Origin of the sequence: Marinobacter zhanjiangensis, from assembly GCF_014651935.1 — a bacterium.
Lineage (GTDB): Bacteria > Pseudomonadota > Gammaproteobacteria > Pseudomonadales > Oleiphilaceae > Marinobacter > Marinobacter zhanjiangensis.
Genome location: NZ_BMXV01000005.1, coordinates 173,707 through 193,466, shown reverse-complemented (window position 1 = coordinate 193,466; position 19,760 = coordinate 173,707). Strand labels below are relative to the sequence as shown.

The window sequence follows — 19,760 nt, the reverse complement described above, 5'->3', positions numbered from 1 at the left end:
ATGGCAATGAAAACGCTCAGAAATGCTCTGCCCCTTGCTCTGCTGGCCCTGGTGGTCAGTGCCTGCGGGTTCCAGCTGCGTGGTGCCTCACCGGTACCTTCGGCCCTGGAACCCCTGTGGGTCGGCTGCCAGGACGACGTTCCCACCGAGCTGTGCCGCTCGCTGAAATCGCAGTTCACCATCGGCAACGTGGAACTCGCCGACACCCGTGAAGAGGCCGCCCACCTGCTTCTGCTGGGCAATTTCCGGCAGAACCAGCGCACCAGCGCCATCACCGCCCAGGCCGAGGCCGCCGAATACGAGCTGCGCCAGACAGTGAGTGTGGCCCTGCAAACGCGGGATGGTATTCCCCTGTTGGCGGAGACCGATGTCAGCGCCGCCCAGAGCTACCGCTATGATTCCGACAGCGTGCTCGCCAAACGCCGGGAACAACAGGAAATCGAACAGCAGCTGTACGACAACCTGGTACGGCAGATCGGCTACCGGCTGGTGGCTTTCGATCAGCAGCGCATCGACGAGATCCTGGAAGCCACCGAAGAGCAGCAGAAGACGTCACCATGAAGATCAACCCCGGACAACTGGGCCCGGCGCTGGAGAAATCCCTGGCGCCGGTCTATCTGGTCTCCGGGGATGAGCCACTGCTGGTGCAGGAGGCCTGCGACCAGATCCGCACCCGGGCCCGGGGCGCAGGCTTCAATGACCGCCAGGTCTACTACGCCGACCAGCACCTGAACTGGGGGGCGGTGCGGGATGAACTGAGCGCCATGTCACTGTTCGCCGAACAACGCCGGATCGAGATTCACCTGCCCACGGGCAAACTGGGTGATGGTCGCGACGTGATCGAGCAGGCTCTGATCAAACCCGCTGACGACATTCTCCTGCTGCTGATCAGCGCGCGGCTGGATGCGGCTGAAACCAAACGCAAGTGGTACAAGCAGCTGCAGAAAGCCGGCGTGCATGTAACCGTGTGGCCCATCGACCCCGACAAATTCGGGGGCTGGCTACAGCAACGGGCCCGGTCCCGGGGGCTGACCCTGACCCAGGGCGCTCTCAACCTGCTTGCAGAGCGACTGGAAGGCAACTTGCTGGCCGCCAGCCAGGAGCTGGACCGCCTGGAATTGCTGACACCGGACAAGACCATCAACGAGGATGTGGTGGAAGATGCGGTGCAGTACAGTGCGCGCTTCAATATCTTCGAGGTGATTACCGATCTGCTGGCGGGCCGCGCGGCCCATGCCCAGAAGGTCATCGCCACGCTGAGGCAGGAAGGCGAGAATCCTCTCGGCCTGCTGGCCATGCTGGTGAGAGACATCAACATGACCCTGGCCCTGCAACAGGCCATGAAGAACCGGGAAGTGCCCGGCACTTTTCTCAAGAAAAACGGCGTGTTTCAGCCCCAACGCGCCCGGGCGATTGAACAGGCGGCACGACGTCTGAATACCCCACAACTGCACCAGGCCCTGAACCTGTGCAGCAATGCCGACCGCGCTGCCAAGGGCTTCGGCGACTTGCCCCCCTGGCATCACCTGTCGGACCTGGCCACGCTGCTGAGGCAGTAACGCCTACTTCAGCCGCTTGCGAATACGCTCATACCCGGCTTTCAGTTCTTCACCCAGGTTGTAAGCGGTTTCCCGGGTGTCCTGGCCGACGCCATCCGCATCGTGGCGGATATCGTCCAGCTTCTGGCGGAACTTGTCCCAGTATTCATCCAGGTCATCCCACTCGTCACGGACATCCTGCTGGGCCAGGTGCATCTGGACACGCAGTTCGTCCCGGTACTGTTTGACGGTTTCGTTGAGTTTGTTGAGATCGTCTTTCATGCTCATGCTTACCTCCCCTGGTAATGGCTTGTTGGGCTGTTTAACCATGCGCCTGTCAGAGACATGGTGTCAATTGGCCCCAACCACAAGAGGCCGGCAAATGCCGGCCTCTTGTGGTTAATCGCATGCCTGTTGATCTGGATCAGAACTCGTTGTCGGCATGCTTCATCATGGAGCCACTGCCACTGCGTACACTCTCCGCCAGAGCCACTGCCTGGGGCAGCATGCGCTGGAAGTAGAACTGTGCCGTCTTGAGCTTGCCGCTGTAGAAGCCGGAGCTGTCGCCCTCGGCCTTGGGAGCGGCCGCCACCACGATCTTCGCCCACATGAAGGCCAACGCGGTCATGCCGAACAGGTTGGTGTAATCCGCCGACGCCGCACCCGGGGCATCGGGATCGTCCTTGGCCTGCTCCAGCACCTGGTCGGTGACATCGGAGAGACGCTCCAGGGCCGCGGCCAGGGGGCTCAGGAAAGGCTCCAGGGCCGGATTGGCCTGTTCCTCCTCGATGAAGGCCGCCATGTCTTCGGCGAACAGTTCATAGAGCTTGCCCTGGCTACCCACCACCTTGCGGGCCATGAGATCCAGGGCCTGGATGCCGTTGGCACCCTCGTAGATCTGGGTAATACGGGCATCCCGCACCAACTGCTCCTGGCCCCATTCACGGATGTAGCCGTGACCACCGAAGACCTGCTGGCCCACCACACACATATCGAAGCCGCGGTCGGTGAGGAACGCCTTGGCGACCGGAGTGAGCAGCGCTACCAGGCCCTCGGCCTTCTTGCGGTCATCATCGTTGTCGGAAAACTTGGCGATATCCAGCCACTGCCCGACGTAAGTGGAGAAGGCACGCCCGCCCTCCACATAGCCTTTCATGGTCAGCAGCATGCGCCGCACGTCCGGATGGACCACCAGCGGGTCTGCCGCCTTGTCCGGGTTGCGGGCACCAGTGGGAGCGCGGCTCTGGGTGCGCTCGAAGGCATATTCCCGGGCACTCTGCAGCGACGCCTCGGCAGCGGCGAGACCCTGGATGCCCACACCCAGGCGCTCGTAGTTCATCATGGTGAACATGGCTGCCAGGCCCTTGTTCTCTTCACCCACCAGCCAGCCTTTGGCGCCATCAAAGTTCATGACACAGGTGGCGGAGCCCTTGATGCCCATTTTCTTCTCGAGGGAACCACAGCTGAACTCGTTGCGCTCGCCCAGGGAGCCATCGTCATTGACCAGGAACTTGGGCACCAGGAACAGGGAGATACCCTTAGGCCCCTTGGGGGCGTCCGGCAGCTTGGCCAGTACGAAATGGACGATGTTCTCGGCCATGTCGTGCTCGCCCCAGGTGATAAAGATCTTGGTGCCGGTGAGGCGATAGCTGCCGTCGCCCTGCGGTTCCGCCCTGGTACGCATGATGCCCAGGTCGGTGCCACAGTGAGGCTCGGTCAGGTCCATGGAACCGGACCAGACGCCGGAATAAAGATTGGGCAGATACTTTTCCTTCAGCGCTTCGCTGCCATGGGCGTCCAGGGCCAGGCAGGCACCGGCGGTCAGCATGGGAGCCAGGCCCAGAGCCATGTTGGAGGCCTGCAGCATCTCTTCGAACTGCACCACCAGGGTCTTGGGCATACCCATGCCACCAAAGTCCGGATTGCCACCAAGGCCATTCCAGCCGCCTTCCACGATGGTCTGGTAGGCTTCGCGGAAGCCCTCAGGGGTGGTGACCTCGCCATTGTTCCACTGGCAACCCTGCTCGTCGCCTTCACGGTTCAGGGGTGCAATGACATTGGTGGTGACCTTGCCGGCTTCCTCGACAATGGCGTCGGCGGTATCCGGGTCCACACGGTCTGCCAGACGGGGCATGGACGCCCAGAGTGACGGGGCGTCGAACACCTCGTTCATCACGAATCGGATTTCCTGTAACGGGGCCTTGTAGTCAGCCATCAGGTTTTCTCCACTACTGTCGGTATGGGGGTATTGAATGTACTGTCCGTTGCCGGATACAGATTATTATCGGGGAGCCACAGTTTAACGCATCGATCCGGATGCACCAGTTTGGATTGGCCCCTGGTAACAAAAAAGCCCGCCTCCTTGCGGAATGCGGGCTGGACTGGCATCAGAAGTCTGCAAGTGTATACCGAACAGACTCCCGGGCCGAAACCGGCAGGAAGCCATGATCAACCCCGACCGCCACCCGGCGGCCGTGGTCAGTCAGCATTCCTTAAAACGCGAAGTGCTCTTCCTGCATGTCCAGCAGGCTGTCGGCACCGGCGAACATGGTTTCCACGTGGGTACGGGTGCGCGGCAGCAGGCGCTTGAAGTAGAAGCGCGCGGTCTGCACCTTGGCATTGTAGAAGGCTTCCTCGGGGGTGCCTTCCCGCATCGCGCCCAGGGCCACCTTGGCGGAGCGGGCCCACAGGTAAGCGAAGACGGCATAACCGGAGTACATCAGGTAGTCCACCGCAGCGGCACCCACTTCTTCACGGTTCTGCATGGCCGTCATGCCCAGCTTCATGGTGATGTCACCCCACTCCTTGTTGAGCTTCTGGAGCGGCTCGATGAATTCCTTCATCTGTTCGTCGTCGGCGTTTTCCTTGCAGAATACGTGAACGATCTTGGTAAATTGCTTGAGCGCCTCACCCTGGCTCATCAACACCTTGCGACCCAGCAGGTCCAGCGCCTGAATGCCGGTGGTGCCTTCGTAGATGGTGCCGATACGGGCATCACGAACGTTCTGTTCCATGCCCCACTCGGAGATGAAACCGTGGCCACCGAAGACCTGCATGCCCAGGTTGGCGGATTCGTAACCGATTTCGGTCAGGAACGCCTTGGCGATCGGGGTCAGGAAGCCCAGCATGGCGTCGGCGGCCTTGCGCTCTTCCTCGGTCTTGCCGCGAACCACAATGTCGGACTGCTGTGCCGCCAGGTAGATCAGGGCACGGGCGCCCTCTGCGACGGCTTTCTGGGTCAGCAGCATGCGACGGACGTCGGGGTGCACAATGATCGGGTCGGCGATACCGTCCGGGTTCTTGGCACCGGACAGGGAACGCATGGCCAGACGGTCCTTGGCATAGGCCAGCGAACCCTGGAAGCCCAGCTCGGCGGAGCCCAGGCCCTGGATGGCGGTACCGATACGGGCTACGTTCATAAAGGTGAACATGCAGTTCAGGCCCTTGTTCTCGGGCCCGATCAGCCAGCCTTTGGCGCCGTCGAAGTTCATCACGCAGGTGGCGTTTCCGTGGATGCCCATCTTGTGCTCCAGGGAGCCACAGGACAGGGCGTTGCGCTCACCAGCGGCGCCGTCTTCATTGGGCAGGCACTTGGGTACGATAAAGAGCGAAATACCTTTGGTGCCTTCCGGGGCACCCGGCAGACGCGCCAGTACGATGTGGACGATATTATCGGCCATGTCGTGCTCGCCGGCGGAGATGAAAATCTTGGTGCCGGTAATGCTGTAGCTGCCGTCGGCGTTGGGCTCGGCCTTGGTGCGCAGGGTGCCCAGGTCGGAGCCGCAATGGGACTCGGTCAGGCACATGGTGCCGGTCCACTCACCGCTGATCAGCCTGGTGAGGTAGGTCTGCTTCTGTTCTTCGGTGCCGTGGGCTTCCAGGGTGTTCATGGCGCCGTGGCTCAGCCCCGGGTACATGCCCCAGGACCAGTTGGCGGTGCCCACCATTTCGCTCATCACGATACCCACGGAGCTGGGCAGGCCCTGGCCGCCATACTCGGTGTCGGATGTCATGGAGGGCCAGCCGCCTTCGACATACTGCTGGTAGGCTTCACGGAAACCGGTGGGGGTTTTCACGCCGTCTTCGCCCAGGGTGCAGCCTTCGCGGTCACCTACCTGGTTCAGGGGTGAAAGCACCTGCTCACAGAACTTGGCACCTTCCTGGATAATGGCATCCACCATGTCCGGGGTGGCGTCTTCCGCACCCTCGATGGAAGCATAATGCTGTTCGCTGCCAAGCAGCTCCTTCATTACGAACTGGATATCACGCAGGGGCGCTTTATATTCGGGCATGAAATTCACCTCACGTCGATCAGGTTCGATCACAGATCGGGCCTGATGGTATTACTGGTTAAACCGGTCAATCCCTGTCAGGGCAAACCGGAAGTCCGGGATTTGATGCTCAGCGATATTCTCTAATGGTCGCTTCAAACAGCTGTTTGAAACATACGTTTATAGCAGTCGTGTTGTCAAGACATTTCCCGGGCACAAGCGGGTATTTTGGACAGAGAGGTGGCAGGCGAAGGAGAGGTATCAGGCAACGGCCTGAAAGGAGGACCTGTCTCTGGCAGGGTCAGCCAGTCCGGAAACGTCCCGGTAGGCATTGGCGGCGCTGATACTCTGGTTGCGACCGGGTTCACTGTCCTGGCCATTTTCGCCATCGGCGCTTTGCCCGGAGGAGAGTTCCATCTGCGCCTGGAGCATCAGCTGCATGGCCTGGGCGGCCACGGCGCGGTCCTGCCCCGAGGGTTCGGCGGGGGCCATGGCGGCGGCGCGTACGGTGCGCATTTTTTCGATGGTCGCCTGGGGATCGCCTTGTACCGGGGACAGATCAATGGATACTTCACCGCCCACGGCATACTGGTTGCCGTCGGGGCCGCGCTGGTAGGTATAACTGACGGAGCCCGCGTGCTGACCGCCAACAGCCTGGTGCGCCTGCTCGTGGGCCCTGACTTCCCGGTCACGGGCTTTCAGTTCCCGCAGTTCCTTGAGCTGGGCTTCCTCGAGCTGCTGGCCGTTCTGGCCGCTTTTTTCCTGCCCGGCGTCGGGGCGCTGTTCGTTGCGGGCGTCGCGGTTTTCCGGTGTTTCGTCGGTGGCGCGGGCGGTTTCCGGGTTGCGGGATTCGGCGATGCTGCGGCTTTCCGAGGCAGTGACCGGTGGTACGCTGCCACGAGCGGTGGCCGGCTGTACCGGGAACGGGGTAACGGACGGTAATGCGGAGGATATTGCCATGGCCAGGCCCGCTAGTGTCCCGCTTGGTTAATTCGTTGATCTACTGAGCCACTGAGAGCCTTGAGAGCAAGGCGCAGTGGCGAAGGTTTGGTGGTTCCAAATCGAGTCAGTGCAACACAGCTATCAAGGCTCTCAGTGGCTCCCGAAGGGCGCGAGGTCGCGCAGTAGGTCAACGAATTAACCAAGCGGGACACCACGTCAGGCTTTGAGATCCAGCAGGGTGCCGAGGGTTTCGTCGGCGGTCTTGACCACCTGGGCGGAGGCTTCGACGCTGCGTTTATAGAGCTTCAGGTCGATGATGGGCTCGATCATGCTATTGCCGCCTTCGGCGGTGCCACGGGGGCCATCTGCGCCGCCGCGGGCGATCTTGCGGGCAGCACCTTCCATTCCCTGCATGCCGTCCTGGATACCCTGGATGCCAATATTCAGCGAATTGTTGATCATCATGGGACTGCTCTCCGGACTCCGAACCAGACTATAGTGGGCCACAGGTGTGTATATAATTCAAACAGATTTGGTTACGGAATGTTGCTGAGCCAGGCCTTCGAACTTGGCGGACTGAGCGATCAATTGGGAACCCTGTTCCGGGACACGCCGTGAATACATCCCTGTAGGCTCTTCGAAAACGTCCCTGTTTTCGAAGGTCCCGGAACAGGGTTCCCAATCGCTCGCTCTCGGACTTCTGTGCTGTCCTCCTTAAAAACTAGACCGTGGTTCGGCCGGTCAGGGGCTCAATATCCAGCTGCGACGCCAATGCTTTTATATCCAGATTTGCCAACCAGGGCAGTACTCCCAGGCAGGGCGCCCCCATATGCCCTTTCAGGAAATCAAGGGTTTCTTCCTCGCAGCTCATGACCGCTTCATCGGGCCGGTTGGCGACCCAGCCGGCGACGGTCAGGCCGTCGTGGCGGATGGCCTCGGCGGTGAGGAGGGCGTGGTTGATGCAGCCCAGGCGCAGGGGGACGACGATGATGACGCCCAGACCCAGTTCGCCGGGGACGCGGGCGTAGGTTTCCCGCTCGTTGAGGGGCACACGCCAGCCGCCGGCGCCTTCGATGAGCATCAGGTCGGCGGGTTTCATCATCAGGCCGCGGGCCAGGCCGACCAGGCGTTGGGTGGCGAGTTTGCGGCCGGCCTGGGCGGCGGCGACATGGGGGGCGATGGCCGGCTCCAGGGCGATGGGGTTGACCTGTTCGTAGGGCAGCGCCTCGGTCATGTGCTCCATCAGCAGCAGGGCGTCTTCGTTTTTGAGGCCGTCCGGTGTCTGTTCGCAGCCGGAGGCCACGGGTTTCATGGCGACGGTGCGCAAGTGCAGGTCCGCGGCTTTCCGGAGGATGGCCGCAGAGACCACGCTCTTGCCGACTTCGGTGTCGGTGCCGGTGACAAAATAGGTTCGTCTGGCCAAGGTTCAGTCCTCCCGATGAAGTAAGGAGCAGGTTCGATGGTTAGGGTTCATGTATACGCTGACGACTTGTAGGGCGTTCATCGCCAGATTATAGCCAACAGGCGCCGGAGACCCGTTCAGACACTGGACAGGGCCCGGTCTGCCACGATTTTGGGCGCACTTTCACGCAGGGCAGCGAGTAACTGGTCCAGCTGCTCGTCGGTGTGGGATGCGCTGAAGGTGACCCGGAGCCGCGATTCGCCGTGGGGTACGGTGGGCGGTCGTATCGCCGTGACCAGTAGCCCCCGCTTTTCCAGCTCTCCGCTGAGGCGTATGGCTTCACGTGGGTCGCCGATCATGATGGGCTGGATCGGGGTTGCCGAGGGCATCAGGTCGTAGCCCATGGTTGCCGCTTCCGAGCGGAACCGGTTGATCAGCCGTGTCAGGTGGGTGCGGCGGTGTTCATCCTGCTCCACCAGTTCCACGCTGCGGCAGGAGGCAGTAGCCAGGGCCGGGGGCATGGCGGTGGTGTAGATGTAGGATCTGGCTTTCTGCACCAGGTAGTCCAGCAGCAGGGGCGGGCCGGCAACGAAGGCGCCGCTGGTGCCGAAGGCCTTGCCCAGGGTGCCCACGACCAGGGGCACATTATCTTCCGTGAGGCCGGCTTCCAGCACGGCTCCCCTGCCCTGCGGGCCGATACAGCCGAAGCCGTGGGCGTCGTCCACCACCAGCAGCGCGTCGTGGCGACGGCACAGGGTTGCCAGTTCCCGCAATGGCGCGATGTCGCCGTCCATGCTGAACACGCCGTCGGTCACCACCAGCTTGTGGCCTTCGGTGGCCGCCAGCTGTTCGGCCAGGGTTGCGGTATCGCCGTGGGGATAGATGCGCACGCTGGCGCCACTAAGGCGGCAGCCGTCAATAATGGAGGCGTGGTTGAGAGCGTCCGAGAAGATGGTGTCGCCCTTCCCCGCCAGTGCGGTAATCACGCCCACATTGGCCATGTAGCCGGTGGAGAAGAACAGTGCCCCGGAGCGCCGGGTAAAGGCCGCCAGTTTGTCTTCCAGGCGGTGGTGTTCGCCGTGGTGGCCGCAGATCAGATGGGACGAGGCGCCACCCAGGCCGTGTTCGTCCAGGCCGGAGGTTGCGGCAGCCACCAGCTCCGGGTGACTGGCCAGCCCCAGGTAGTCGTTGGAGCAGAAGGCCAGCACCGGGTCACCGTCGGCCGTCAGCAGCGGCTGATGGGGGCCGGACATCTGGCGGCGTACCCGATAGAGCCCTGCCTCGCGGCGCTGCTCCAGTTCGGCGGCGAAGTCGCGCATCAGGCGATCTGGGCGGCGTCGTAGAACAGGTGACGGTTGCGCTCTTCCTCCAGGGCGTTAACCAGGGCTTCTTCGTGCTCGTCTTCGGTGTGGTTGACGTCACGCTCTTCCGGGCGGATACCGAGACGGTTGAACAGCTGGCGGTCATGGTCCGCTTCCGGGTTGGCGGTGGTCAGCAGTTTTTCGCCGTAGAAGATGGAGTTGGCACCGGCCAGGAAGCACAGGGCCTGCATCTGGTCGTTCATGTCCTCGCGGCCGGCGGACAGGCGCACGTGGGAGTTCGGCATGAGGATTCGGGCCACGGCGATGGTACGTACGAACTCGAAGGGGTCGAGGTCTTCTACGTCCTCCATGGGGGTACCGGCGACCTTGACCAGCATGTTGATGGGCACGCTTTCCGGATGGTGGGGCAGGTTGGCCAGCTGCATCAGCAGACCGGAACGGTCGTCGGAATCCTCGCCCATGCCCATGATGCCACCACAGCAGACCTTCATGCCGGCACTGCGGACCCGCTCCAGGGTATCCAGGCGATCCTGGTAGGTGCGGGTGGTGATGATGTGGCTGTAGTACTTCTCGGAGGTATCCAGGTTGTGGTTGTAGTAGTCCAGCCCCGCGTCGGCCAGTTCGGTGGCCTGGTCGTCATTGAGCATGCCCAGGGTCATGCAGGTTTCCAGGCCCAGGGATTTCACCTGACGAACCATTTCGGTGACATAGGGCATGTCTTTTTTGGTGGGACTGCGCCAGGCAGCACCCATGCAGAACCGGGAAGCGCCCTTCTCTCTCGCGGCCCTGGCTTCCGCTACTACCTGCTCGATTTCCAGCAGCTTTTCCTTTTCCAGACCGGTGTTGTAGTGGCCACTCTGGGGGCAGTACTTGCAGTCTTCCGGACAGGCGCCGGTCTTGATGGATAGCAGGGTACTGACCTGAACCTCGTTGGGATCAAAATGCTGCCGGTGGACACCCTGGGCCCGGAAGATCAGGTCGTTGAAGGGGAGCGCGAACAGCTCGTTGATTTCCTGAAGGGACCAGTCGTGTCGGATGGCGGTAGCAGTCATGGGTTTATCCTGTTAACTTTTGCGCGAATCAGGTTTACGGATAAACCGCATGATAAAGTCCCTCGCTTCCCTGTCAACCGTATTTCACCGTCTGGTTAACCGATTTCCCGGCCGGCGCGCACCAGAATCCCGCCGGTCTCGTCCACTGTTGCCGGATCTGTGCGTCACCTGCCTGGCACACGATGCAACCGACGGACTTTGCCCGGGCTGCCGGCAGGACCTGCCGCGCAATACCACCGCCTGCTACCGCTGTGGACTGCCGCTGACCCTGGCGGCACCCGCTGCCAGCCTCATCTGCGGTGAATGCATCAGGCAACCACCGGCCTTTACCCGGGCCTTCATCCCCTGGTGCTACCAGTTTCCCGTGGACCGCATGATCGGCCATTACAAATACCGGGGGCAGCGGCACTTTGTCCGCCCGTTATTGGCGGATTTCGGCGCCCTGGTGCATCAGGCGATTGAGCAAGACCCGAACCCGCAACCTCAACTGCTGATCCCCGCCCCCATGCACCGCAAGCGCCAGCGCAAGCGTGGCTTCAACCAGGCGGCGGACATCGCCGAGACGCTCAGCCTTGCCACCGGCATCCCCTGGAGCAGTGAGTTGCTGAGAAGAACCCGTGCCACTGCCGCCCAATCCGGCCTGGACCGGCGACAGCGGCTGTCGAACCTTAAAGGGATTTTCGAGGTAACTGGCGAGGTGCCCGCCCACGTTGCATTGGTGGACGATGTGGTCACCACCGGCGCCACGGCCCGCACCCTGGCAGCCCTGCTAAGACAACACGGTGCACAGACCGTGGAAATCTGGGCGCTGGCCCGAACACCGGCACAATCAACCCGCTCAGGCCAGTCGTTCTCTGACCTCGCGGGCGATAGCCAGACTGGCAGTTAACCCAGGTGACTCAATGCCCAGCAGGTGTACCAGTCCGGCAATGCCGTGGTGGCGTTCGTCGTCGATGCGAAAATCCATGAAACCCGCGTCCGGTCCCGCCAGCTTGGGTCGCACCCCGGCGTAGGCCGGCTGCAACCGGTCAGGATCCAGCCCCGGCCACCAGCGCCGGATGGACTTGGCAAAGGCACTGCGGCGCTCCGGGTCAACGGTATAGTCGGGCTCCGGAATCCACTCCACATCGGGGCCGAAGCGGGCCTGGCCGGCCAGATCCAGGGTCAGGTGCACGCCCAGTCCGCCGGGTTCCGGCACCGGATAGATCAGGGTGTCGAAGGGGTGTTTGCCACTGTAGGCAAAGTACACGCCCCGGGCATACCAGGCCTGCGGACAGGTTGACGGGTCCTGGCCCTGCCATGACCGGGCCAAGTCTATGGCAGCCAGGCCGGAGGCGTTCACCACTCGCCGGCAGCGTAACTCGCAGGGCGCGGCACCGCCCACCGTCAGCCAGTGCCCCTGGCCATCGCTTGCAGCCGACTCGACCGGTGCGTGGCAGACCAGCTGACCGCCCTCTGCCTCCAGCTCGCCAAGCAGCGATACCATCAGGTCATGGCTGCTGATAATGCCGGTGCGTGGCGAAAACAGTCCGGCCGCCGCGGTGACATGCGGCAGTTGCCGGGCCAGCTGGTCCTGTTCCGCCACCTGCAGCCCGACGCCGTTGGCCTGAGCCGCCCGATGCACCTGATCAAGCCGCTCAAGCTGACTGTGGTCGCTGGCGATTAGCCATTTGCCGGTCTGACGGTGGCCTACCGGGAAACGCTGGCAGTAATCGTATAGAAGCTCCCTGCCCTCTATACAAAGGCGGGCCTTGAGAGAGCCTTGCGGATAATAGAGGCCGGCGTGGATCACCTCGCTGTTTCGCGACGAAATACCCTCGCCAAAGTGTCCGGCGCCTTCCAGCACAATAACCTGCTGGCCCGCCCGGGCCAGCTCACGGGCTACCGCCAGCCCCACCACGCCGGCGCCGATCACCACGGTATCGATTTCCAGGGTTTCCAAAACATCTCCTTCTTAGTGTGCCTTAACACAAGTTTCTCGACTGTCAGAGCCCGCCATGCCCCTCAGGCCAAGGCGCGACTCGCCGGTAAGGGTGGTTCCCTTGCCAAGAGGCGCAACACCGGCCTGAGGGGCATGGCGGACTCCCGCAGGGCGAGCCTGTGTGAACGTTGGGCTGTGTTGCACTCGCTTGAATTGGCCCACCAGTCCTGCACTCGTGCGCCTTGCCCAACGTTCACACAGGCTCGCTGACAATCGATAAACTTGTGTTAAGGCACACCAGCACTGAACTGTCGGCAACAGAAACGGTATACTGTCTCTCTTATTCGCAAGACGCAACGGGAGCACCATGTCCTCGGACCAACAGTCGGCCAGTGCCAGCAGCCATCCCTACGACGCCCTGAAACCGGACGTTCTCCTGGATGCGGTGGAGGACGAGGGGTTTCCCGTCAGCGGCCGGCTGTTCGCCCTGAACAGTTACGAGAACCGGGTCTACCAGATCGGTCTCGATGATGCCCAGCCGGTGATCGCCAAGTTCTACCGCCCCGGCCGCTGGACTGAAGCGCAGATCCGCGAGGAGCATGACTTCACCCTGGAACTGGAAGAAGCCGGCGTGCCGGTGGTGGCGCCGCTGCGGCTTCCCTCCGGCGGCACCCTGGGGCGTGGCGGGGAGTTCCTGTTTGCGGTATTTCCCCAGCGCGGAGGGCACGCACCGGACACCAGCACCCCGGACACCCTCTATCGGCTGGGCCAGTGGCTGGGGCAGCTACACAATATCGGCGCCAGCAAACCGTTCCGGCACCGGCCTGCCATGTCGATCCTGCCCGCCATTACCGATTTCAGCCGCTACCTGACGGAAAATGACTGGGTACCGAAGGATCTTCGCCCGGCCTGGGACAGTCTGATTCCGGACCTGATCGACGGCTGCGCCCGCCTTGTCGAGGAAGCCGGCGAACTGACCAGCATCCGCCTGCACGGCGATTGCCACGCCGGCAACATCCTGGTGAGGGAAGACCGGCTGCTGTTCGTGGATCTGGACGACTGCCGCAGCGGGCCGGCCATTCAGGACCTCTGGCTGCTGCTTAACGGCGACGACCAGGAACGCAGCCTGCAGTTCGGTGAGCTGCTGGAAGGCTACGAAATGTTCCGGGACTTCAACCGCCGGGAACGCTATCTGATCGAGCCGTTGCGCTGCTACCGCCAGCTTTCCCACTGCGCCTGGCTGGCCCAGCGCTGGGACGACCCGGCCTTTCCCCGCTTCTTTCCCTGGTTCGCCCAGCCCCGGTTCTGGTCCGACCAGATTCTGTCACTGCGGGAACAGCTTGCCGCCCTGCAGGGGCCGGTGCTGAACATTCCCGGCCAGTACTAGTGTCCCGGACGGGACACTTAACCCCCTCTGCCATGCATTCGGAGACACCATGAGCCAACGCGAGGCCACGTTTACCATCCGCAGCCTGATCGTTACCGCGATCGCCAGCATTATTGGCACCGTCCTGGTGCTGGAGCTCAGTGGCAAGATCAGCCACAGCGACAACAAGGACCATGTGCCGGTGGGCCAGTTCGAGGCCATCCACATTACCCCGGACGAGCCGTTTCGCATGTCCTCCCGGCTGTCGGAACTGCATGCCACCTGCGAGAACGGCTTCCTGGCCATTGCCGCCGACGCGGACCCCGAGTACCGGGGCATCCTGGTGGACTACAAGAACCGTGGCGTGCGCTGCCACCCGATGGCACTGGGCAAAAATGGCGGCCAGAACGACCAGGCCGGTCAGGATAACGAGTGACAGCAACCCCATGACCGATAACCGCAAACCGACAAAATCCGCCCAGGCCCTGGATACCCTGTACGCGGCGGACCAGCCGCGACAGGATTTCCGCTTCGATGCCGCCGTGGCCCGGGTCTTCCCGGACATGATCCGGCGCTCGGTGCCCGGCTACACCACCATCATCCCGATGATTCAGGTGATTACCGAGCAGTATGTGCAACCCGGATCCCGCTGTTACGACCTGGGATGCTCCCTGGGCGCGTCGACCCTGGCCATGCGCCATGGCATGCCGGCCTCCGGCTGCACCCTGACAGGGGTGGACAACTCCGACGCCATGATCGAGCGATGTGAGCACTTCATCGCCCTCGACGATCACCCGCTGCCGGTGGAGTTACGCTGCGAGGATATCCTCGACACCCCCATCGAGAACGCCTCGGTCACCACACTGAACTTCACCCTGCAGTTTGTGGATCCGGAGCGGCGCGTCGAATTGCTGGCGCGCATCGCGGCGGCCACGCGCCCCGGTGGTGTACTGATCCTGTCGGAAAAAATCCGCTTCGAGAGCGCCAACGAGCAGGATACCCAGACCCGCCTGCACCACGAGTTCAAGCGCGCCAATGGCTACTCCGACATGGAGATCAGCCAGAAACGTTCAGCCCTGGAACAGGTACTGATTCCCGAAACACTGGCACAACACCGCCAACGGCTGGAACAGGCCGGGTTCGAGAACATCATGGTCTGGTACCAGTGCTTCAATTTCGTATCCATGCTGGCCTTCAAGCCGGCCTGACTGAGGAGCTGACAATGGCGGAGTTCAACTGGCGGACCACCTGGTCAGACATGCTGCTGCGCCTTGAGAAGGAAGGCTGGCAGGACTGGGCGGAAGCCATCCACCAACAACTGCATCGCCGCTTTGTAGAGAACCCCCATGGTGACCTGCCCCGCTGGCAGGCTGCCCTGAATCAACTGCCCGACCGGCGGGATGCGATTGTCTACAATGATCGCAGCGAAGTGACGGTGGACAGCCTGGTGCCCCTGTCGAGCCCGGAATCGGAACAAATGGAACAGGGCTTGCGGGGGCTGATGCCCTGGCGCAAGGGCCCGTTCCGCTTCTTCGGCACCCTGATCGACACCGAGTGGCGCTCCGACTGGAAATGGGACCGGGTGGCGCCGGCCCTCTCCAGCCTGGAAGGTCGCCGCGTACTCGATGTGGGGTGCGGTTCCGGCTACCACCTGTGGCGCATGTTCGGCGCCGGCGCGGCGGAAGTGATCGGTATCGATCCGGGCCTGCTGTTCCTGTGCCAGTTTCTGGCGGTAAAACGTTACCAGCCGGCGTCACCGGTCGACCTGCTGCCACTGCGTATCGAGGAGCTGGCCCGACCCCTGGAATATTTTGATACCACCTTTTCCATGGGCGTGCTCTATCACCGGCGTTCGCCCATCGACCATCTGCTGGAACTGAAGGATACCCTGCGCCCCGGCGGTGAACTGGTCCTCGAGACCCTGGTGGTGGAAGGCCCGCAGGGATATACCCTGATGCCCGAGGACCGCTACGGCCGCATGCGCAACGTCTGGTTCCTGCCGTCCTGCGATACCCTGCTGAGGTGGATGGCCCGGGCCGGCCTGGAAGAAGCGAGAGTGGTGGATATGACGATAACCACCACGGAAGAGCAGCGGGCCACGGACTGGATGCAGTTCCAGTCGCTGGAACATTTCCTGGATCCGAATGACCCCACCCGCACTATCGAAGGTTATCCCGGCCCCCGCAGGGCAACCATTATCGCCCGCAAGCCCGGATAATCCTACGCCTGAAATACGAAAGCCCCTGAGCGATGGCCGCTTCAGGGGCTTTTGACGATCAATAGAGCCTGGTTAAAGGATCAGACGCCGAACGGGTGGCGCATGGTGATGGTTTCCACCCGGTCCGGACCGGTGGAGATGATGTCGATGGGCGCCTCGATCTGCTCTTCCAGGAAATGGATATAGGCGCGGGCATTGGCAGGCAGCTGGTCAACAGACGTAAGACCAACGGTGCTTTCGCTCCAGCCGGGCAGTTCCTCGAAGACCGGTTCGATCAGGCCGTACTCCTCGATGTTGATCGGTGGACGATTCATCTTGCCGTCCGGAGTCTTGTAGCCCACACATACCTTGACCGTTTCCATACCATCGAGTACATCCAGCTTGGTCAGGCAGATACCCGACACACTGTTGATCTGGATGGCATGGCGCAGGGCCACGGCATCAAACCATCCACAGCGGCGGGACCGGCCGGTAGTGGTGCCGATCTCGTTGCCTTTGACGGCCAGGTGCTGGCCCATGTCATCGAACAGCTCCGTGGGGAAGGGCCCCGAGCCTACGCGGGTGGTATAGGCCTTGGTGATGCCCAGCACATAGTCCAGGAACAACGGACCAAAGCCGGTACCGGTCGCTGTGCCGCCTGCGGTGGTATTGGATGACGTCACATAGGGGTAGGTGCCCAGATCGATATCCAGCAGTGACCCCTGCGCCCCTTCAAACAGGATGTTCTCGCCGCGCTTGCGGTAGTCGTGCAGCAGATCGGTGACGTCCGCCGCCATGGGCAGAATTTCCTCGCCCATCTGCTTCAGGGTGGCGAGGGCCTGGTCCACGTCCTCAGGCTCTTCCCTGAAGTACTCGGTCAGCACGAAGTTGTGGTACTGCATGATTTCCCGCAGCTTCTGTTCGAACGCCTCGGGGTTGTGCAGATCCCCCAGACGCAGGCCACGGCGGGACACCTTGTCTTCGTAGGCCGGGCCGATCCCCCGGCCGGTGGTGCCGATCTTGTCGTTACCCCGGGCGCGTTCACGGGCCTGGTCGATACGCACGTGAGTGGGCAGGATCAAAGGGCAGGCATAGCTGATACGCAGGCGGTCCCTGACTGCCACGCCATTTGCCTCCAGCTCACGGACTTCCTTGAGCAGGGCGTCCGGGGACAACACCACGCCGTTGCCGATCAGGCACTGGACATGCTTGCGCAGGATGCCCGAGGGAATCAGGTGCAGTGCGGTTTTCTTGCCTTCGATCACCAGGGTATGGCCGGCGTTGTGACCACCCTGAAAACGCACCACGGCCGCTACCTGGTCGGTCAGCAGATCGACAATCTTGCCCTTGCCTTCGTCACCCCATTGGGTGCCCAGCACTACGACGTTCTTTCCCATGACAATCTCTCATACCATCCGGCCAGGGACCGGCCACTGTCAAAAATGAATGCAGGCGTATCGGTGAACCGGGCGTTCGCCCGGCTCAGCACGCCCCGATGTGTTCAACAACCCATTGGCCGCCACGCTTGACCAGGATCCGGTCACAGCCCCGCTCTGCGGGGTTAACGCTGACATCCTCCGGCAGCGCCCGCACGACGGTTTCCGTCATGCGCAGGCCCGCGATGGTGGCGCCCAACGCAGGGTCAGGATCCGCCGGCGCCCAGATGGCCGCGGCGGCCCGTGGGGCCTGATGGCGCCCCAGGGCGACCAGCGCCCTGACATCCAGACTGAAGCCGGTGGCCGGCCGGGCGCGGCCAAAATCCTGGCCGATGGCGTCGTAACGGCCGCCCTTGCCCACCGCGTCACCGTAGCCGGGCACATAGACCGCGAATACCAGCCCGGTATGGTAGTTGTAGCCACGCAACTCGCAGAAATCGAAACCGAGCTTCAGATCCGGGTGGCTGACCTTCAGATAGTCCGACACCCGCTGCAGCTGATCCAGTGCCCTGAGAACCGTCTTCGGGGCGCCGGCCATTGCTTTGCGCGCCTTCTTCAGGGCATCACGGCCACCACTGACCCGCGCCAGCTCCCGCAGCAGAGCGCCGGGTGACCCGGGCGGACAATCGCCCAGCAACTGGTCCAGCTCGGGAATCGACTTGCGGGCCATGGCATCGAAAATCGCCGCCTCGGTCTGCTCGTCAAACTCCGCCGCCTCGATCAGCGACTGGTAAATGGCCACGTGGGCGAGATCCAGATGTACCTCATTGATGCCTGCCACTCGCAGGGCCTCCAGCATCAGCCGGATGACTTCCAGATCGGCCTCTTCCGAGGCACTGCCGAACAGCTCGCAACCGGCCTGGATCGGCGTACGCCCGGTCAGCATGTGCTGGGGCCGGGCATGGAGCACATGGCCGGCATAGCAAAGACGGGTAATGCCTTCCTGGTGCAGGGTGTGGGCATCGATGCGGGCCGCCTGGGGCGTCATGTCGGCACGAACACCCATCATGCGTCCGGTGAGCTGATCAGTCAGCTTGAAAGTCTGCAGGGCCAGGTCATGGCCGGTGCCGGTAAACAGGGACTCCAGGTATTCAATCAGCGGCGGAATCACCAGCTGGTAACCCCAGCGCTGGCAGGTATCCATCACTTCCCGGCGCAGGGACTCAATCTGGCCCGCCAGTGGCGGCAGAATATCCTCGACACCATCCGGGAGTAGCCAGCGGTCAGAAACCGTCATAACCTGTTTACCTTCTGCTGAATTCAGGGTGGGCTGGGGAATCCGGAAGTTCCGGGCACGGGCATTGGCGGTCACCGGTATTTACCCAAACCCGAAGGATTCTACACTTTTGCAGGCCCCAAAAAAACCAGCAACCTCAGGTGCAAGGACCGTTGGTTGCTGGCTGGTGGTTCCGTCTGAAGAAATTCAGGGAACTATGGTGTCGCGGTATTCACCGGCTCTTCCAGGTATTTAAGAAATTTGCTGTCAGAGTCGATTACCATCAGATCATCCTTGTTGGCAAAGGTTTTACGATAAGCCTCGAGACTGCGATAGAAGCTATAGAATTCACCATTCGATGAATAGGCTTCGGCGTAGGTTTCGGCCGCCTGACCATCACCCTCGCCTCGCAACTCTTCTGCCTTGGCGAAAGCCTCGGCCAACACCACGGTACGCTGCCGATCCGCGTCTGCACGAATGCCTTCAGCCAACTCCCGGCCCCGGGACCGATATTCCTGGGCGAGCTTCTCGCGCTCTGTCGCCATGCGACGGAATACATTTTCCCGCACAGACTGGGGCAGTTCAATTGCCTTGATCCGGATATCAACCACTTCGATACCGAACGCTTCCCGGACGCGCTCATTGACCTGAGACTGCAGCATCGACATCAATTCATCCCGCTCACCGGAAACCACCTCATACATGGTCCGGACACCGAATTCGTCCCGCAGCCCATTGTCGATACGGGAGAGCAACAGGGATTCCGCCCGCAGCTCATCCCCTCCGGTAGCGCGATAGTACTGATCGACATCCTGAATATGCCAGGCGACATAGGAATCGACATCCAGCGGCTTTTTCTCAATGGTCAGATACTGCTTGGCAGGCAGATCGGTGGTCAGCAGACGCACATCGAACTTTCTGACCTCGTCCACTACCGGGACCTTGAAGTGAAGGCCCGCCTCAATATCTGTCTCAATCAACTCCCCGAACCGAAGCACCACGCCCCGGTGTGTCTCAGGAATGATGAATACGCTTGAGAGAACCAGCAGGATAACGATTAAAGCTCCCGCCAGACCGGCGATTGACTTGGAACCCAT

General features: G+C 62.1%; 19 protein-coding genes. 7 read left to right on the top strand and 12 right to left on the bottom strand.

Annotation, left to right across the window (positions count from 1 at the left end):
* The first annotated feature begins 6 nt into the window (after positions 1–6).
* On the top strand, positions 7–561 hold the full coding sequence (locus IE079_RS11930) for an LPS-assembly lipoprotein LptE (protein WP_227712470.1): 555 nt from the start codon (positions 7–9) through the stop codon (positions 559–561).
* Positions 558–1,559, top strand: a complete 1,002-nt coding sequence (gene holA, locus IE079_RS11925) for a DNA polymerase III subunit delta (RefSeq protein ID WP_189576698.1) — start codon at positions 558–560, stop codon at positions 1,557–1,559. The genes IE079_RS11930 and holA overlap by 4 nt, the downstream gene beginning before the upstream one ends.
* Positions 1,560–1,562: 3 nt before the next feature.
* Here holA and IE079_RS11920 read toward each other — a convergent pair whose 3' ends face one another.
* The 8 genes from IE079_RS11920 to bioB all read right to left on the bottom strand — a co-directional run bounded on the left by IE079_RS11920 (position 1,563) and on the right by bioB (position 10,527).
* Complete coding sequence (locus IE079_RS11920; protein ID WP_189576696.1) at positions 1,563–1,826, bottom strand: hypothetical protein; 264 nt, start codon at positions 1,824–1,826, stop codon at positions 1,563–1,565.
* A gap of 136 nt (positions 1,827–1,962) precedes the next feature.
* Complete coding sequence (locus tag IE079_RS11915; protein ID WP_189576694.1) at positions 1,963–3,753, bottom strand: acyl-CoA dehydrogenase C-terminal domain-containing protein; 1,791 nt, start codon at positions 3,751–3,753, stop codon at positions 1,963–1,965.
* Between the two features lie 277 nt (positions 3,754–4,030).
* On the bottom strand, positions 4,031–5,830 hold the full coding sequence (locus IE079_RS11910) for an acyl-CoA dehydrogenase C-terminal domain-containing protein (protein WP_189576692.1): 1,800 nt from the start codon (positions 5,828–5,830) through the stop codon (positions 4,031–4,033).
* Positions 5,831–6,070: 240 nt separating this feature from the next.
* Complete coding sequence (locus IE079_RS11905; RefSeq protein ID WP_189576690.1) at positions 6,071–6,769, bottom strand: putative metalloprotease CJM1_0395 family protein; 699 nt, start codon at positions 6,767–6,769, stop codon at positions 6,071–6,073.
* A 198-nt stretch (positions 6,770–6,967) separates the two neighbouring features.
* Positions 6,968–7,213: a flagellar biosynthesis protein FlgE gene (locus IE079_RS11900; protein ID WP_189577060.1), complete on the bottom strand. Its 246-nt coding sequence runs from the start codon at positions 7,211–7,213 to the stop codon at positions 6,968–6,970.
* A gap of 259 nt (positions 7,214–7,472) precedes the next feature.
* A complete protein-coding gene (bioD, locus tag IE079_RS11895) occupies positions 7,473–8,174 on the bottom strand; it encodes a dethiobiotin synthase (protein WP_189576688.1) in 702 nt (233 codons plus the stop codon).
* Positions 8,175–8,290: 116 nt separating this feature from the next.
* On the bottom strand, positions 8,291–9,472 hold the full coding sequence (gene bioF / locus IE079_RS11890) for an 8-amino-7-oxononanoate synthase (protein ID WP_189576686.1): 1,182 nt from the start codon (positions 9,470–9,472) through the stop codon (positions 8,291–8,293).
* The gene (gene bioB, locus IE079_RS11885; RefSeq protein WP_189576684.1) at positions 9,472–10,527 is read right to left on the bottom strand and encodes a biotin synthase BioB; all 1,056 of its coding nucleotides are present in this window, start codon (positions 10,525–10,527) and stop codon (positions 9,472–9,474) included. The genes bioF and bioB overlap by 1 nt, the downstream gene beginning before the upstream one ends.
* Before the next feature lie 49 nt (positions 10,528–10,576).
* Between bioB and IE079_RS11880 the strand changes: the two genes are divergently transcribed.
* On the top strand, positions 10,577–11,416 hold the full coding sequence (locus IE079_RS11880) for a ComFC family protein (protein WP_189576682.1): 840 nt from the start codon (positions 10,577–10,579) through the stop codon (positions 11,414–11,416).
* Here the strand turns inward: IE079_RS11880 and IE079_RS11875 are convergent.
* Positions 11,366–12,469: an NAD(P)/FAD-dependent oxidoreductase gene (locus tag IE079_RS11875; RefSeq protein ID WP_189576681.1), complete on the bottom strand. Its 1,104-nt coding sequence runs from the start codon at positions 12,467–12,469 to the stop codon at positions 11,366–11,368. The genes IE079_RS11880 and IE079_RS11875 overlap by 51 nt on opposite strands.
* A 346-nt stretch (positions 12,470–12,815) precedes the next feature.
* On the opposite strand from IE079_RS11875, the gene IE079_RS11870 reads away from it, so the two are divergent.
* From IE079_RS11870 to cmoB, 4 genes are read left to right on the top strand one after another with little or no spacing between them, the layout of a single operon-like run.
* Positions 12,816–13,835, top strand: coding sequence for a serine/threonine protein kinase (locus IE079_RS11870; RefSeq protein WP_189576680.1), 1,020 nt, complete (start codon positions 12,816–12,818; stop codon positions 13,833–13,835).
* A 49-nt stretch (positions 13,836–13,884) separates the two neighbouring features.
* The gene (locus tag IE079_RS11865) at positions 13,885–14,250 is read left to right on the top strand and encodes a PA3694 family proteiin (protein ID WP_227712468.1); all 366 of its coding nucleotides are present in this window, start codon (positions 13,885–13,887) and stop codon (positions 14,248–14,250) included.
* Positions 14,251–14,260: 10 nt separating this feature from the next.
* Positions 14,261–15,022 carry a carboxy-S-adenosyl-L-methionine synthase CmoA gene (gene cmoA / locus IE079_RS11860; protein ID WP_189576679.1) on the top strand — a complete coding sequence of 254 codons (762 nt, stop codon included), beginning with the start codon at positions 14,261–14,263 and terminating at the stop codon, positions 15,020–15,022.
* A gap of 14 nt (positions 15,023–15,036) precedes the next feature.
* Positions 15,037–16,032, top strand: coding sequence for a tRNA 5-methoxyuridine(34)/uridine 5-oxyacetic acid(34) synthase CmoB (cmoB, locus tag IE079_RS11855; protein WP_189576678.1), 996 nt, complete (start codon positions 15,037–15,039; stop codon positions 16,030–16,032).
* 80 nt (positions 16,033–16,112) lie between these two features.
* Here cmoB and IE079_RS11850 read toward each other — a convergent pair whose 3' ends face one another.
* From IE079_RS11850 to hflC, 3 genes are all read right to left on the bottom strand, one after another.
* Positions 16,113–17,408, bottom strand: coding sequence for an adenylosuccinate synthase (locus IE079_RS11850; protein ID WP_189576677.1), 1,296 nt, complete (start codon positions 17,406–17,408; stop codon positions 16,113–16,115).
* Between the two features lie 85 nt (positions 17,409–17,493).
* A complete protein-coding gene (locus IE079_RS11845) occupies positions 17,494–18,684 on the bottom strand; it encodes an ATP phosphoribosyltransferase regulatory subunit (RefSeq protein ID WP_189576676.1) in 1,191 nt (396 codons plus the stop codon).
* A gap of 194 nt (positions 18,685–18,878) precedes the next feature.
* The gene (gene hflC / locus IE079_RS11840) at positions 18,879–19,760 is read right to left on the bottom strand and encodes a protease modulator HflC (protein WP_189576675.1); all 882 of its coding nucleotides are present in this window, start codon (positions 19,758–19,760) and stop codon (positions 18,879–18,881) included.

Excerpts from the sequence above, each read along its gene's own strand:
- IE079_RS11930 (WP_227712470.1), top strand. The coding sequence starts at position 7 with ATGAAAACGCTCAGAAATGCTCTGCCCCTTGCTCTGCTGGCCCTGGTG.
- holA (WP_189576698.1), top strand. The coding sequence starts at position 558 with ATGAAGATCAACCCCGGACAACTGGGCCCGGCGCTGGAGAAATCCCTG.
- IE079_RS11920 (WP_189576696.1), bottom strand. The coding sequence starts at position 1,826 with ATGAGCATGAAAGACGATCTCAACAAACTCAACGAAACCGTCAAACAG.
- IE079_RS11915 (WP_189576694.1), bottom strand. The coding sequence starts at position 3,753 with ATGGCTGACTACAAGGCCCCGTTACAGGAAATCCGATTCGTGATGAAC.
- IE079_RS11910 (WP_189576692.1), bottom strand. The coding sequence starts at position 5,830 with ATGCCCGAATATAAAGCGCCCCTGCGTGATATCCAGTTCGTAATGAAG.
- IE079_RS11905 (WP_189576690.1), bottom strand. The coding sequence starts at position 6,769 with ATGGCAATATCCTCCGCATTACCGTCCGTTACCCCGTTCCCGGTACAG.
- IE079_RS11900 (WP_189577060.1), bottom strand. The coding sequence starts at position 7,213 with ATGATCAACAATTCGCTGAATATTGGCATCCAGGGTATCCAGGACGGC.
- bioF (WP_189576686.1), bottom strand. The coding sequence starts at position 9,472 with ATGCGCGACTTCGCCGCCGAACTGGAGCAGCGCCGCGAGGCAGGGCTC.
- bioB (WP_189576684.1), bottom strand. The coding sequence starts at position 10,527 with ATGACTGCTACCGCCATCCGACACGACTGGTCCCTTCAGGAAATCAAC.
- IE079_RS11880 (WP_189576682.1), top strand. The coding sequence starts at position 10,577 with ATGATAAAGTCCCTCGCTTCCCTGTCAACCGTATTTCACCGTCTGGTT.
- IE079_RS11870 (WP_189576680.1), top strand. The coding sequence starts at position 12,816 with ATGTCCTCGGACCAACAGTCGGCCAGTGCCAGCAGCCATCCCTACGAC.
- IE079_RS11865 (WP_227712468.1), top strand. The coding sequence starts at position 13,885 with ATGAGCCAACGCGAGGCCACGTTTACCATCCGCAGCCTGATCGTTACC.
- cmoA (WP_189576679.1), top strand. The coding sequence starts at position 14,261 with ATGACCGATAACCGCAAACCGACAAAATCCGCCCAGGCCCTGGATACC.
- cmoB (WP_189576678.1), top strand. The coding sequence starts at position 15,037 with ATGGCGGAGTTCAACTGGCGGACCACCTGGTCAGACATGCTGCTGCGC.
- IE079_RS11850 (WP_189576677.1), bottom strand. The coding sequence starts at position 17,408 with ATGGGAAAGAACGTCGTAGTGCTGGGCACCCAATGGGGTGACGAAGGC.
- IE079_RS11845 (WP_189576676.1), bottom strand. The coding sequence starts at position 18,684 with ATGACGGTTTCTGACCGCTGGCTACTCCCGGATGGTGTCGAGGATATT.
- hflC (WP_189576675.1), bottom strand. The coding sequence starts at position 19,760 with ATGGGTTCCAAGTCAATCGCCGGTCTGGCGGGAGCTTTAATCGTTATC.